The organism is Pseudomonas sp. G(2018) (assembly GCF_005502415.1).
In the GTDB taxonomy this organism is placed as follows: Bacteria; Pseudomonadota; Gammaproteobacteria; order Pseudomonadales; family Pseudomonadaceae; genus Aquipseudomonas.
Genome location: NZ_SCOO01000031.1, coordinates 38,854 through 51,930 on the forward strand (window position 1 = coordinate 38,854; position 13,077 = coordinate 51,930).

Consider the following 13,077-nt stretch of genomic DNA (forward strand, 5'->3'; position numbering starts at 1 on the left):
GCAATGGAGATCAAATGTGGGAGCGGGCTTGCCCGCGATGGCGACCGTACATTCAGCATCGATGTTTGATGCTATGGCCTCATCGCGGGCAAGCCCGCTCCCACAGTGTTTTGTGGTGTTAGTTAGTCTTGTGTAGCCAGCAATTGCGCCGCTTCAGCCAACTCCAGTTCGCTGAAGACTTGAACCCCATTGCGCTTGAGCAACGCCGCCGTCACCCCTTCGCCACTGACTTTCACCCCGCTGAACGTACCGTCATAGGTCAGCAGGTTGCCGCAGGACGGGCTGTTGGCCTTGAGTATGGCAATGCGGATGCCGTGTTGTTGCACCAGCTCCAGCGCTTGATAAGCCCCGGACAGAAACTGCGCGCTGACATCGATACCCTCAGTGGTAATCACCGCCGCCTGGCCATCCAGCACTTCACTGCCCTGCCCGCCCGAGATCTCCGCGGCCGCTCGCGGCGTCGGCAAACCTCCGGCGACTTCCGGGCACAGCGGCACGACCCGACCTTCGTCAAGCCACAGCTGAAGCTGGTCGAATGGCCCACTGGCGCCGCCGTCGTAGCGTACGCGGTGGCCCAGCAGGCAGCGGCTTACCAGAATTTTCTGCATGATCAAAACGGCTCATTGCCCCGACGCCGGAACCAGCCTGTCAATGACAGCCGCTCACGGGTCGCGGGCAGGACTTCATGGGGGACCTCACCCGACAGGAACACCACCAGGCATCCACCGGTCGGTACCACATCGTATTGCGCGCCTTCATCCAGGTACATGCGCAACTGACCACCGTGCTCGGGCAGCCAGGCGTCATTGAGGTAGACCACCGCTGACACCATGCGCCGATCGTCGTCGCGGAATCGGTCGACGTGCTTGAGGTAGAACGCACCGGGCGGGTACAGCGCGAAATGGCTTTCGAAATCTTCCAGGCCCAGGAACAGACCACGGTTCATCGCCTCACGCAGACTGTCCATCAATCGCAGATAGCTGTCGCACGCCTCGGCCTGGCCGGGTTCGATCCACTGGATATGATCGCCGCGAATCCCCTCGCGAATCTCCGAGGAAGGCCCGCGCCCCACCGCTGCCGGAGCCAGTTCGCCCTCGGCGGCACGTTTACGGCACTCGGCCGCCAGCGCCCGGGTCAAATCCAGAGGCAGGAAAATATTTTGCTGCGACCAGCCGTTGGCAGCCAGGTCATCGACGATTCGTAACAGCAGTGGGTGATCAGAAGATATTCGCATGGCGCGCATAGTATTCCTGCGCCTGAAAATCCGACAGAGCCACGCAGCGGGTTGATACGAATTCTCGACAAGACTGTATGCCGCACGGAGAATAGTCGCCTGCTGACAGGAGTCCCTATGCGCCGTTTGCTTTTCTCCCTGCTGATGTTCTGCGTTTTGCCCGCCTGGGCAGACGGCCACGACCAGTTGTACAAGGTCGCCGGCTGGCCGGAGCAACGCGCGCATTTCAACGACGCCCTCTCCGCCGCGCAGCAACGCTACGAAACCAGCCTGCCACCGGCGGTGTTCCAGGCGTTGGTCAACAACAGTAATCAGCGCTTTGACCCCAAGGCTGTTGACCAACGCGCCGAAGCACAATTGCGCAAGAACCTCGCCGATCCGAAGCCCGCACTGGCGTTCTTTCAATCCCCGCTGGGCAAGAAAATCGTCGCAGCAGAGTTGCTCGCGACCCGTCGCGATCAACTGGCGAAAAACGCCAAGGGCTTGCCGAAGATGCAAGCCAGCGACAGCCGCCTGCTGATCATCGGCCACCTGGCCCAGGCGCTGCCTGCGCGCGAGGCCGGCGCCGAAGTCAGCCTGGCGATTGCCGGTGTCGCCGCCGACAGCCTGAGTTCAATGATCCCAGGCCTGCTCGGTGCGGGCCAGGCCCAGGGCATGCTGAACGGGCAGCGTCAGCGCTTGATGGACCAGATCGGCAGCGACCTGAACAACACCTTGCTGTACGTCTATCGCGACCTGTCGGATGAAGAGCTGGAAGAGTTTGCCACCTTTGCCGAGTCGGCCGAGGGCAAGGCGTATTACCAGGCGGCGCTGGCGGCGATTCGGGCGGGGTTGGCGGTGGGGCAAAGCACTTCGAGTCTCACCCAGTAATTTGTCGTCTGATAAATCGCTTTCGCGAGCAGGCTCGCGAAGGGGCCAACAGCGTCGCTAAAGATTCCTGCCCTTGATCCGCTTGCTCAAAAACCCGAAATACTCCCCCCGCAATACCAATGCCTCATTCGCCAGGTGATGCCGCGCCTCGGGCAACATCAAGACCTGAGGCCGGTCGAATTTCGCACGCAGCACCTCAAGGTTGTGCTGCCAATCCACGGTCATGTCCGCCTGCCCCTGCACAATCAACGGTCGCCGGGGGCTGGCCGGTGCAGCTTCGACGCGCTTGATCCAGCGCGCCAATGCTCCCACCCACGCCGTCGGCAATCGCAGCGGCTGCAATGGATCGGCTTGCAGGAACGGCAGAAAGTCCGGGTCGCTGGAATTTTCGCTGAAGCGTCGGGCGATGGCTTTGACGAAAGGCTTGAGCAGGTAATAGCTCAGTTGCGACCAGCCCCACGCCCGCGGCCGCACCAGCGGTGCCAACAGAATCACCTGACCCTGGGCCGGACTGCTCGCCCCCGCATTGAGTACATGGTCGATCACGATCGCACCTCCGGTACTCTGCCCGCACAGGTGCCACGGCTGCGGCAGATCGAGGGAACGCGCTTCGGCAAACAACCCTTGCAAGGTGTCCTGGTACTCAGCGAAATCCTTGATGCTCGCCCGCTCGCCGCTGGACAGTCCATGGCCCGGCAAGTCGCAGGCAATCACCGCAAAGCCCTGCTCCAGCGCCCACTCGATGACGTGTCGGTAGAGCCCGGTGTGATCGTAGAAACCGTGGAATACAAACAACGTCGCCTTCGCCCGCTCGGGCCACCAGACCTGGCTGACCACTTCATAACCGTCGACCTGAAATCGCCCTAGGCCACTGCGTACGTTGCGCGAAGAAAAATCCAGCCCGTAAAACCGCTGATAGGCCTGTGCCTCCGCTGACAGTGGCTGCCCTTCGGCCAATGGCCGCAGGCTGGCGCGCAGATGATCAGGGTTGAAGGTGACAGACATGGGCGATTCCAGAGCGTTAAACCGACTTAATGGACCTGCGATATTCATCTGTCGCGGCAAGCATGGCAAGCTAGCGGCCCTTCGAGGATTGAACCCATGCGATCGCCCTTGCGCGCCACCCTGTTTGCCAGCCTGCTCGCCCTGATGTGCGCCGGCGCGCTGTGGACGGCTTACGACTGGTTCCAGGGCCGCTACCTGCGCGCATTCAGCGAACATACGGCCGTGTTCTCCGGTGACCCGCTGCGCCTGCCCGATACGCTTGCCGGTCCCGGCGCCATCCGTCTCGTCCACTTCTGGGACCCGGCCTGCCCTTGCAATGTCGGCAATCAGCAACACCTCAGTGAGTTGGTCGAACAGTACGGGCCACAAGGCGTCGAGTTCTACTCGGTGCAAAAACCTGGTAGCCACGGCCAGTTGCCGAGTACCTTGAGCAACCTGAAAAGCCTCACTGTCCTGCCCGGTTCCGAGCAGATCCCCGCCAGCCCTGCCGTGGCGATCTGGGATCGCAGCGGCAAACTGGCGTACTTCGGCCCGTACAGCGAAGGCCTGACCTGCAATTCCAGCAACAGTTTTATTGAACCGATCCTGCAAGCGTTAAACGAAGGTCGCGCGGTGAGTGCCACGCACACACTGGCGGTGGGGTGTTACTGCCCGTGGCCTGTCGACCCTGCGAAGTAGTAAAAACGTTGCAATACGAATCCCTCCTACGGGCGATGGGCCAATTCGGTGAGCCGTGTTAAACAGTGGCACCAGGGAACTGAAGCCGCTCATAACAACAAGGAGTCACCATGAAACGCAGCCTGACCGCTCTCGGCTCGTTGATCGTCACCCTCGCCGCCGTTGGTGGCTGGTACGTCTACAGCAAGCAGCCGACACGCCAGGGCATGGTGGAACTGCAACACCTGCAAGGTTCGGTCACTGTGCGCTACGACGAGCGCGGCATCCCGCACATCCGCGCCGAAAACGAACCCGACCTGTATCGCGCGCTCGGCTACGTCCACGCCCAGGACCGGCTGTTCCAGATGGAAGTGCTGCGTCGCCTGGCCCGTGGCGAGCTGGCCGAAGTCCTCGGCCCGAAACTGCTGGACACCGACAAGCTGATGCGCAGCCTGCGCATTCGCGAACGCGCCGAAACCTACCTGGCAAATCTGGACAAACAATCGCCCGCCTTCATCGCCATGCAAGCTTATCTGGATGGCATCAACCAGTATCAGGACAGCCACGCAAGACCCGTGGAGTTCGACGTGCTGGGCATTCAGAAGCGCCCGTTCACCGCCCAGGACACCATCAGCATCGCCGGCTACATGGCCTACAGTTTTGCCGCAGCGTTTCGTACCGAACCATTGCTGACCTTCGTGCGTGATCAACTGGGTGTCGACTACCTGAACGTGTTCGATCTCGACTGGCAGCCCAAGGGCGTGCTGACGGACCGCACGTCACCGACGCTGGCCAGCGCCGACTGGAAGGACCTCAACGCCCTCGCCCGCCTGAGCGAACAGGCATTGGCCGACAACGGCCTGCCACAGTTCGAGGGCAGCAACGCCTGGGCCGTTTCCGGCAGCCGTACCAAAAGTGGCAAGCCACTGCTGGCGGGTGACCCGCACATTCGCTTCTCCGCGCCCTCGGTGTGGTACGAGGCGCAGCTCTCGGCACCGGGCTTCGAACTCTACGGTCACTATCAGGCCTTGATGCCCTTCGCCTCGCTGGGCATGAACCGTGACTTCGGCTGGAGCATCACCATGTTCCAGAACGACGACCTCGACCTGATTGCCGAGAAGGTCAACCCGGACAATCCGAATCAGGTCTGGTACCGGGGCAAGTGGGTGGACATGGTGAGCAGCGAGCAGCAGATCGCGGTCAAGGGCCAGGCTCCCGTCACCCTGGTGTTGCGCCAGTCGCCCCACGGCCCGATCGTCAACGATGCGCTGGGTAACAGCGTCGGCAAAACGCCGATTGCCATGTGGTGGGGTTTTCTCGAAAGCCAGAACCCGATACTTGAAGGCTTCTACCAGCTCAACCGCGCCGACACCCTGGCCAAGGCGCGCAGTGCTGCCGCGAAAGTCCAGGCGCCCGGCCTGAACATCGTCTGGGCCAACGCCAAGGGCGACATCGGCTGGTGGGCCGCGGCGCAATTGCCGAAGCGTCCTGCCGGTGTACGTCCCTGGTTCATACTGGACGGCAGCAGCGCCGAAGCGGACAAGGACGGCTTCTACCCCTTCAGCGCCAACCCCCAGGAAGAGAACCCGGCACGGGGTTATATCGTCTCGGCCAACTTCCAGCCTGTGTCGTCGGCGGGTATAGAGATTCCCGGCTATTACAACCTGGCCGACCGTGGCCAGCAGCTCGATCATCAGCTCGGCGACAAGAGCATCAAGTGGGATCTGGAATCCAGCCAGAAGCTGCAACTGGGCACCACCACCGCCTACGGCCCGCGCCTGTTGGCGCCGCTGCTGCCGGTGTTACGCAGCGTGGTGAGCGATCCTGCCGAGCTGAAACTGGTGGAACAACTGGCCCAGTGGAAAGGCGATTACCCCCTCGACTCCACCAGCGCCACGGTGTTCAACCAATTGCTGTTCAACCTGGCTGACGCAGCGATGCGCGATGAATTGGGCAACGATTTCTTCGAGACTCTGCTCTCGACCCGGGTGATCGATGCAGCGCTGCCGCGCCTGGCGGCAAATGCCGATTCACCGTGGTGGGACAACCGCAGTACCCTCGCCAAGGAAACCCGCGCCGATACGGTCAAGGTGGCATGGCAAGCCAGCGTCGCCCACCTCAAGGCCACCCTCGGTGCGGACTTCGCGCAATGGCAGTGGGGCAAGGCGCACACCCTGACCCACGGTCATCCACTGGGCCAGCAGAAGCCGCTGGATCGTCTCTTCAACGTCGGTCCGTTCGCCGCTCCCGGCACTCATGAAGTGCCAAACAACCTGTCGGCCAAGATCGGCCCTGCCCCCTGGCCAGTGACTTACGGCCCGTCGACCCGGCGCCTGATCGACTTCGCCGACCCGGCCCACAGCCTGACCGTGAACCCGGTCGGCCAGAGCGGCGTGCTGTTTGACCGTCACTATGACGATCAGGCCGAAGCGTACATCGAAGGGGTTTACTACCAGGCGCATCTCAATGATGAAGAGGTGACAGCGAATACGAAGAGTACGTTGAAGCTGTTGCCGGCGCGGTCAGCTCAGTAAATTTGTACTGGCTGGACTGGCCTCATCGCCAGCAGGCTGGCTCCCACAGGGGTGATGTGCACGCAGATCCATTGTGGGAGCCAGCCTGCTGGCGATGAGGCCCTCGAGAACTACGCATATTCATGCCTCAAACCATCGCCGCAAAATTCAGCCGGAACTGCTGCGGCGTCACCCCCAGCCTGCGGTTGAACACGCTGCGCATGTGCTGGGCATCGCGGAAACCGCATTGGTACGCCACCGTCTTGAGCGGCGCGCTGGTGCTTTCCAGCAGTACCCGCGCGCATCCACCCTCGCCCGCTCGACGAACTCGGCCGGGGTGATTTTCGCCTCCTTGGCGAACACCCGGGAAAAGTTGCGCGCGCTCATGTTGGCGGCGTTGGCCAGGTCGGCGATGGTCAGGTCGCCGGTCAGGTTGGCCAACACGTAGTGCTGGACCATCGCCACGGCCGAAGTCGGCTCGGCGTGGGGCGTGAGAAACGGGCTGAACTGTGACTGGCCACCCGAGCGCTGGGTGAACACCACCAGCCGCTTGGCCACGCTCAACGCCACGTCCGGACCGTGATCGCGACCTGGACCTGGTGGAAGGCCAGCGCAGCGACAACGAGCGTTTCGAAGTCGATGGCGCCAACGCAGCGGCGGCGTTCCTCAAGCCTTACGGGTTGAGCGATGACGATATCGAGCAGGTCTGGCTGTCGATTGCCCTGCACACCACACCGGGTGTGCCGCAACACTTGCGGCCGACCGTGGCGCTGGTGACCGCTGGTGTCGAGATGGATGTGCTGGGCATGGACTACGCGGCGTTTTCCACCGTGCAGCGCGAAGCGGTAGTGCATGCGCATCCACGGGGTGAAGGGTTCAAGGAGTGCATCATCTGCGCCTTCGCCGATGGCTTGCGTCATCGTCCGCAGACCACGTTCGGCAACGTGAAGACCGATGTGTTGATGGATCAGGAGCCGGGGTTCAAGCCGATGAACTTTGTCGAGGTCATCCGCCAGTCGCCCTGGACTGCCTGACCTCAAAATAACCTGTGGGAGCGAGCCTGCTCGCGAAGGAGTGTCAGCCAACAAAGATGTCGACTGATAGTCCTTCGCGAGCAGGCTCGCTCCCACAGTGGATTAGGGTTGGCCACGCAAAGGTGGTCTACCCGATTTCAGATCAAGCCGCTTCCGGCGCCTGCGCGCGACGCACGTCCGGTTGTTTCCAGGAGTCGGCAGCGCTTTCTTCGATGGCTTGCTGGATCGCACGCTTGCGCGCTTCTTCGGCGCGGCGGCTGAAGAACCAGACCAGGAAAGTCATCAGCGATACCGCCAGCAGAATCAAACTGGCCACGGCGTTGATCTCCGGCTTCACGCCCAGGCGCACCGCCGAGAACACTTCCATCGGCAGCGTCGTGGAACCCGGACCCGACACGAAGCTGGCCAACACCAGGTCATCCAGAGACAGCGCAAAGGACATCATGCCGCCGGCCCCCAGGGATGGCGCGATCATCGGGATGGTGATCAGGAAGAACACCTTCCACGGCCGCGCACCGAGGTCCATGGCCGCTTCTTCGATGGACAGGTCCAGCTCACGCAAGCGCGCCGACACCACCACCGCGACATACGCTGCACAGAACGTGGTGTGGGCGATCCAGATCGTCACGATGCCGCGCTCCTGCGGCCAGCCGATCATCTGCGCCATGGCCACGAAGAGCAGCAACAGCGACAGACCGGTGATCACTTCCGGCATCACCAATGGCGCGGTGACTAGGCCACCGAACAGCGTACGGCCCTTGAAGTGGGTGATGCGGGTCAGGACGAACGCGGCCAGGGTACCCAGCGCCACGGCGGCCACCGCCGTGTAGCAGGCGATTTCCAGCGAGCGCACCACCGAACCCATCAGCTGCGTGTTATCCATCAGGCCGACGTACCACTTGATCGACCAGCCGCCCCAGACCGTCACCAGTTTCGAGGCGTTGAACGAGTAGATCACCAGGATCAGCATCGGCAGATAGATAAACAGCAGACCCAGTACCAGCATCAGGCTGGAGAAACGGAAGCGCTTCATTCTTTACCCTCCATTTCCTTGGCCTGACTGCGGTTGAACAGGATGATCGGCACAATCAGGATCGCCAGCATCACCACCGCCAGGGCAGACGCCACCGGCCAGTCACGGTTGTTGAAGAACTCTTGCCAGAGCACTTTACCGATCATCAGGGTTTCCGGACCGCCCAACAGTTCAGGAATCACGAACTCACCCACCACCGGGATGAACACCAGCATGCAGCCGGCGATAATGCCGTTTTTCGACAGCGGTACAGTGATTTTCCAGAAGCTGTTGAAGGTACTCGAGCCCAGGTCCGATGCGGCTTCCAGCAGGCTGGTGTCGTGTTTCACCAGGTTGGCGTACAGCGGCAGGATCATGAACGGCAGGTACGAATACACCACGCCGATATACACGGCGAGGTTAGTGTTGAGGATCTGCAGCGGCTCGCTGATCCAGCCCATGGTCATCAGGAAGCCATTGAGCAGGCCGTTGTTGCTGAGGATGCCCATCCACGCGTAGACGCGGATCAGGATCGCGGTCCAGGTCGGCATCATGATCAGCAGCACCAGCACCGTTTGCAGTTCCTTGCGGGCGCTGGCGATGGCATAGGCCATCGGGTAGCCGATCAGCAGGCAGAGGATGGTGCTGAATAACGCCATCTTCAACGAACCCAGGTAAGCGGCGATGTACAGCTCATCGTCGCCCAGTATCGCGTAGTTGCCCAGGTTCAGCAGCACCTGCAGTTTCTGCTCGGCGTAGCTGTAGATTTCGGTGTACGGCGGAATGGCCACGTCGGCTTCGGCGAAGCTGATCTTCAGGACGATGAAGAACGGCAACATGAAGAACAGGAACAGCCAGATGAAGGGAACCCCGATGACCAGCTGACGGCCACCGGGAATTATTCGATTGAGGCGGCGTTTGAATTTGCGCATGTTCATGAGCGAAGCACCACGCCGCTATCGTCTTCCCACCAGACGTAGACCTGGTCACCCCAGGTCGGACGCGCGCCACGGCGTTCGGCGTTGGCGACGAAGGACTGGACAATCTTGCCGCTCGGCAGTTCGACGTAGAACACGGAGTGACCGCCCAGGTAGGCGATGTCGTGCACCTTGCCGCTGGACCAGTTGTATTCGCAGGTCGGCATGTCCGGCGTCACCAGCAGTTTTTCCGGGCGGATCGCATAGGTTACGGACTTGTCCTGCACCGAAGTGCTGATGCCGTGACCCACATAGATCTGGCGGTCCAGGTCTTTGCAGGTGATGGTCGCGTGGCCTTCTGCATCGTCGATCACTTCGCCGTCGAAGATGTTGACGTTGCCGATGAATTCGCAGACCAGGCGGCTGGTCGGGGTTTCGTAGATGTCGATCGGGCTGCCGATCTGGGCAATCCAGCCCAGGTGCATGATCGCGATGCGCTCGGCCATGGTCATGGCCTCTTCCTGGTCGTGGGTCACCATCACGCAGGTCACACCCACGCGCTCGATGATCTCCACCAGCTCCAGTTGCATTTGCGAACGCAGCTTCTTGTCCAGGGCGCCCATCGGTTCATCGAGCAGCAGCAGCTTCGGTCGCTTGGCCAGGGAACGGGCCAGGGCCACACGCTGACGCTGGCCGCCGGACAACTGATGCGGCTTGCGCTTGGCGTACTGGCTCATCTGCACCAGCTTGAGCATATCGGCCACCCGCGCATCGATTTCAGCGGCGGGCAGCTTGTCCTGCTTGAGGCCGAAGGCGATGTTCTGCGCCACAGTCATGTGCGGGAACAAGGCGTAGGACTGGAACATCATGTTGATCGGCCGCTCGTAGGGCGGCATGTCGGTGATGTCTACGCCATCAAGGAAGATCCGTCCTTCGGTCGGTCGTTCGAAGCCGGCGAGCATGCGCAGCAGGGTGGATTTGCCCGATCCCGAACCGCCGAGCAGGGCGAAAATCTCGCCCTTCTTGATTTCCAGGGACACATCGTCCACGGCAATCGTCTCGTCGAACTTCTTCGTGACCCGGTCGATTTTGACCAGCACCTGTTTAGGTGACTGGTCGCCCTCGAGGGCTTTCTTATAGGCGCCGGAGGCAACTGCCATTTACGAAACTCCCAAAAAAAAGAGTGCAGTTCGCTCAAGGTGAGCCAACCTTGGATAGTTTGAGCCTTGAAGCTATTTACCCGACTTGACCTTGGTCCAGTTGCGGGTCATCAAACGTTGTATGTTTGGTGGCAGCTCGATGGACACGTAGGTCTTGTCGAGTACGGATTGCGGTGGATAAACCGCTTCGTCGGTGCGAATGGACTGTTCCATCAGTGAGTCCGACCCGGGGTTAGGGTTGGCGTAGCCGACGTAATCACTGACCTGGGCGATCACCTCAGGTTTCAGCAAATAGTTGATGAACGCGTGCGCCTCTTTCACGTTGGCCGAGTCCTTCGGAATCGCCAGCATGTCGAACCACAGCGCGCCGCCTTCCTTGGGAATCGAATAGGCAATTTCCACACCTTTCTTAGCTTCAGCCGCGCGATTACGAGCCTGGAACATGTCGCCGGAGAAACCGATGGCCACGCAGATATCGCCGTTGGCCAAATCCGCGATGTATTTGGAAGAGTGGAAGTAGGTCACGTAAGGCCGCACCGCCAGCAACTTGGCTTCAGCCTTTTTGTAGTCCTCAGGGTTGGTGCTGTTGGCGTTCAGGCCCATGTAGTTGAGGACCGCCGGCATCATTTCATCGGCGGAATCGAGGAACGCCACGCCGCAACTCTGCAGCTTCTTGATGTTTTCCGGTTCAAATACCACTGCCCAGGAGTCGATCTTGTCGACGCCCAACACCGCCTTGACCTTCTCGACGTTGTAACCGATGCCGTTGGTGCCCCACAGGTACGGCACGGCGTACAGATTGCCCGGATCGTTCTGTTCCAGGCGCTTGAGCAGTACCGGGTCGAGATTCTTGTAGTTCGGCAATTGAGACTTGTCGAGTTTCTGGAAAGCACCGGCCTTGATCTGTTTGCCAAGGAAGTGGTTGGACGGCACAACCACGTCGTAACCGGTACGCCCGGCCAGCAACTTGCCTTCCAGGGTTTCGTTGGAATCGAACACGTCATAGACCGGCTTGATACCGGTCTCTTTCTGGAAGTCGGCCAGGGTGGTCTCGCCGATGTAATCGGACCAATTATAAATATGCACGGTGCCGGCGGCCTGGACACTGACGGCAAGCGTCAGTCCGGCGCCGAGCAGCATGGCATTACGCAACAAAGAAGAAATAGGCAAGTGGAGGTCCTCTAAAATTAGTTGGGCCCAAGTTGCCCCGCGCTACATGACAGCCATGGCTGCCTGGCAACAAAACCGGCGCGCAACTTACCCTCGAAAAACCGTTCCAGCAAACTTTATAAAGACCCTTGTGGGAGCGAGCCTGTCGAATCGTCGCACCGTCGCGATGGTCGTCAACGATAACGCTGGGTGCCTGACAACCAGCGGTACTCTCAGGTTCATCGCGAGCAAGCTCGCTCCTACAGGGGGTTTACTACTTACCGGATTTGATCTTGGTCCAACTGCGAGTCAGGATCCGCTGGGTCGCGGCCGGCAAGTCGGCAATCGCGTACAACTTGGCGAGTACGTCCGCCGGCGGGTAGATGCCTGGATCATCAGTGATTTCTTTTTCGACCATAGGCGTGGCTGCCGCGTTACCGTTCGGGAAGCGTACGGCGTTGGTGATTTCAGCCATGATTTCCGGCTTCTGCAGGAAGGTCATGAACTTGTAGGCGCCTTCGACGTTTTCGGCATCTTTAGGGATGGCGACCATGTCGTAGAAGCTGCCGGCACCTTCTTTCGGAATGTTGTAGCTGACTTTCACCTTGTCACCGGCTTCGGCGGCACGCGCCTTGGCCTGGTATATGTCACCCGAGTAACCCACGGCCACGCAGATGTTGCCGTTGGCCAGGTCGGAGATGTACTTGGACGAGTGGAAGTAGCCAACCGAAGGACGGATTTTCAGGAACAGCGCTTCGGCTTCAGCCAGTTGTTTCTTGTCCTGGCTGTCGGTTGGATAACCCAGGTAGTGCAACGCCACCGGAATCATCTCGGTTGGCGAGTCGAGGAAACTGATACCGCACGATTTCAACTTCGCGGCGTTTTCAGGTTTGAACAGCAGGTCCCAGGAATTGGTCGGTGCATCGGCACCCAGCGCAGCCTTGACCTTCTCGGCGTTGAAGCCGATGCCGATCGAACCCCACATGTACGGGAAAGCGTGCTCATTGCCCGGGTCGCTGACCGATACGGCCTTGAGCAGGTCGGTGTTCAGGTTTTTCCAGTTAGGCAGCTTGGACTTGTCCAGCTTCTGGTAGACGCCGGCCTTGATCTGCTTGGCCAGGAAGTTGTTCGACGGTACGACGATGTCATAACCGGACTTGCCCGCCAGCAACTTGGCCTCAAGGGTTTCGTTACTGTCGAAGACGTCGTAGACGACTTTGATGCCCGATTCGGTTTCGAATTTCTTGATGGTGTCCGGAGCGATGTAGTCGGACCAGTTATAGACGTGCAACACCTTGTCGTCCGCCTGAACCGCACCCGCCATAATGCCCATCAGGGACATGGCGAGGAGAGTCTTGCCAGCAAGCTTTTTTCCTAATGCCTTCATGCGTTAATGCTCCAAATTTTTCTTTTTTGAACCACTTTGTTCAGCGGCCGAACCCTGACAACTGGAACCGCGGCTAGTCTGGCAAGATCCGGGGCGGTCTTTCAAGGAAAGGCCGCCCTTTATGACTGAGCCGAGCGAA

11 protein-coding genes and 2 pseudogenes are annotated in these 13,077 nt (G+C 60.3%); 4 read left to right on the plus strand and 9 right to left on the minus strand.

The window, feature by feature from the left end:
- Positions 1–122: 122 nt before the first annotated feature.
- Positions 123–608: a DUF523 domain-containing protein gene (locus FFS64_RS24050; protein ID WP_137807410.1), complete on the minus strand. Its 486-nt coding sequence runs from the start codon at positions 606–608 to the stop codon at positions 123–125.
- Between the two features lie 2 nt (positions 609–610).
- Positions 611–1,243 carry a 2OG-Fe(II) oxygenase gene (locus FFS64_RS24055; RefSeq protein WP_137807411.1) on the minus strand — a complete coding sequence of 211 codons (633 nt, stop codon included), beginning with the start codon at positions 1,241–1,243 and terminating at the stop codon, positions 611–613.
- 108 nt (positions 1,244–1,351) lie between these two features.
- On the opposite strand from FFS64_RS24055, the gene FFS64_RS24060 reads away from it, so the two are divergent.
- On the plus strand, positions 1,352–2,104 hold the full coding sequence (locus FFS64_RS24060) for a DUF2059 domain-containing protein (protein ID WP_137807412.1): 753 nt from the start codon (positions 1,352–1,354) through the stop codon (positions 2,102–2,104).
- Positions 2,105–2,161: 57 nt separating this feature from the next.
- Here the strand turns inward: FFS64_RS24060 and FFS64_RS24065 are convergent, their stop codons facing one another.
- Positions 2,162–3,109 (minus strand): alpha/beta hydrolase, encoded by a 948-nt coding sequence (locus FFS64_RS24065; RefSeq protein WP_137807413.1) that lies wholly within the window; start codon positions 3,107–3,109, stop codon positions 2,162–2,164.
- 96 nt (positions 3,110–3,205) lie between these two features.
- On the opposite strand from FFS64_RS24065, the gene FFS64_RS24070 reads away from it, so the two are divergent.
- Positions 3,206–3,787 carry a DUF6436 domain-containing protein gene (locus FFS64_RS24070; protein ID WP_137807414.1) on the plus strand — a complete coding sequence of 194 codons (582 nt, stop codon included), beginning with the start codon at positions 3,206–3,208 and terminating at the stop codon, positions 3,785–3,787.
- A 110-nt stretch (positions 3,788–3,897) separates the two neighbouring features.
- Positions 3,898–6,300 (plus strand): penicillin acylase family protein, encoded by a 2,403-nt coding sequence (locus FFS64_RS24075; RefSeq protein WP_137807415.1) that lies wholly within the window; start codon positions 3,898–3,900, stop codon positions 6,298–6,300.
- 127 nt (positions 6,301–6,427) lie between these two features.
- Here FFS64_RS24075 and FFS64_RS24080 read toward each other — a convergent pair.
- Positions 6,428–6,867, minus strand: a pseudogene (locus FFS64_RS24080) (GlxA family transcriptional regulator); the annotation flags it as partial.
- Here FFS64_RS24080 and FFS64_RS24085 point away from each other — a divergent pair.
- Positions 6,867–7,313, plus strand: a pseudogene (locus FFS64_RS24085) (phosphohydrolase); the annotation flags it as partial. The pseudogenes FFS64_RS24080 and FFS64_RS24085 sit on opposite strands and share 1 nt — an antisense overlap.
- 142 nt (positions 7,314–7,455) lie before the next feature.
- Here FFS64_RS24085 and FFS64_RS24090 read toward each other — a convergent pair.
- The 5 genes from FFS64_RS24090 to FFS64_RS24110 all read right to left on the minus strand — a co-directional run bounded on the left by FFS64_RS24090 (position 7,456) and on the right by FFS64_RS24110 (position 12,938).
- Positions 7,456–8,346 (minus strand): ABC transporter permease subunit, encoded by an 891-nt coding sequence (locus FFS64_RS24090; RefSeq protein ID WP_137807416.1) that lies wholly within the window; start codon positions 8,344–8,346, stop codon positions 7,456–7,458.
- Positions 8,343–9,224, minus strand: coding sequence for an ABC transporter permease subunit (locus tag FFS64_RS24095; RefSeq protein WP_171017129.1), 882 nt, complete (start codon positions 9,222–9,224; stop codon positions 8,343–8,345). The genes FFS64_RS24090 and FFS64_RS24095 overlap by 4 nt, the downstream gene beginning before the upstream one ends.
- A 35-nt stretch (positions 9,225–9,259) precedes the next feature.
- The gene (locus FFS64_RS24100) at positions 9,260–10,402 is read right to left on the minus strand and encodes an ABC transporter ATP-binding protein (protein WP_137807418.1); all 1,143 of its coding nucleotides are present in this window, start codon (positions 10,400–10,402) and stop codon (positions 9,260–9,262) included.
- A gap of 72 nt (positions 10,403–10,474) precedes the next feature.
- On the minus strand, positions 10,475–11,572 hold the full coding sequence (locus FFS64_RS24105) for a polyamine ABC transporter substrate-binding protein (protein WP_137807419.1): 1,098 nt from the start codon (positions 11,570–11,572) through the stop codon (positions 10,475–10,477).
- A 253-nt stretch (positions 11,573–11,825) separates the two neighbouring features.
- Positions 11,826–12,938: a polyamine ABC transporter substrate-binding protein gene (locus FFS64_RS24110; RefSeq protein ID WP_137807420.1), complete on the minus strand. Its 1,113-nt coding sequence runs from the start codon at positions 12,936–12,938 to the stop codon at positions 11,826–11,828.
- Between the last annotated feature and the right edge of the window lie 139 nt (positions 12,939–13,077).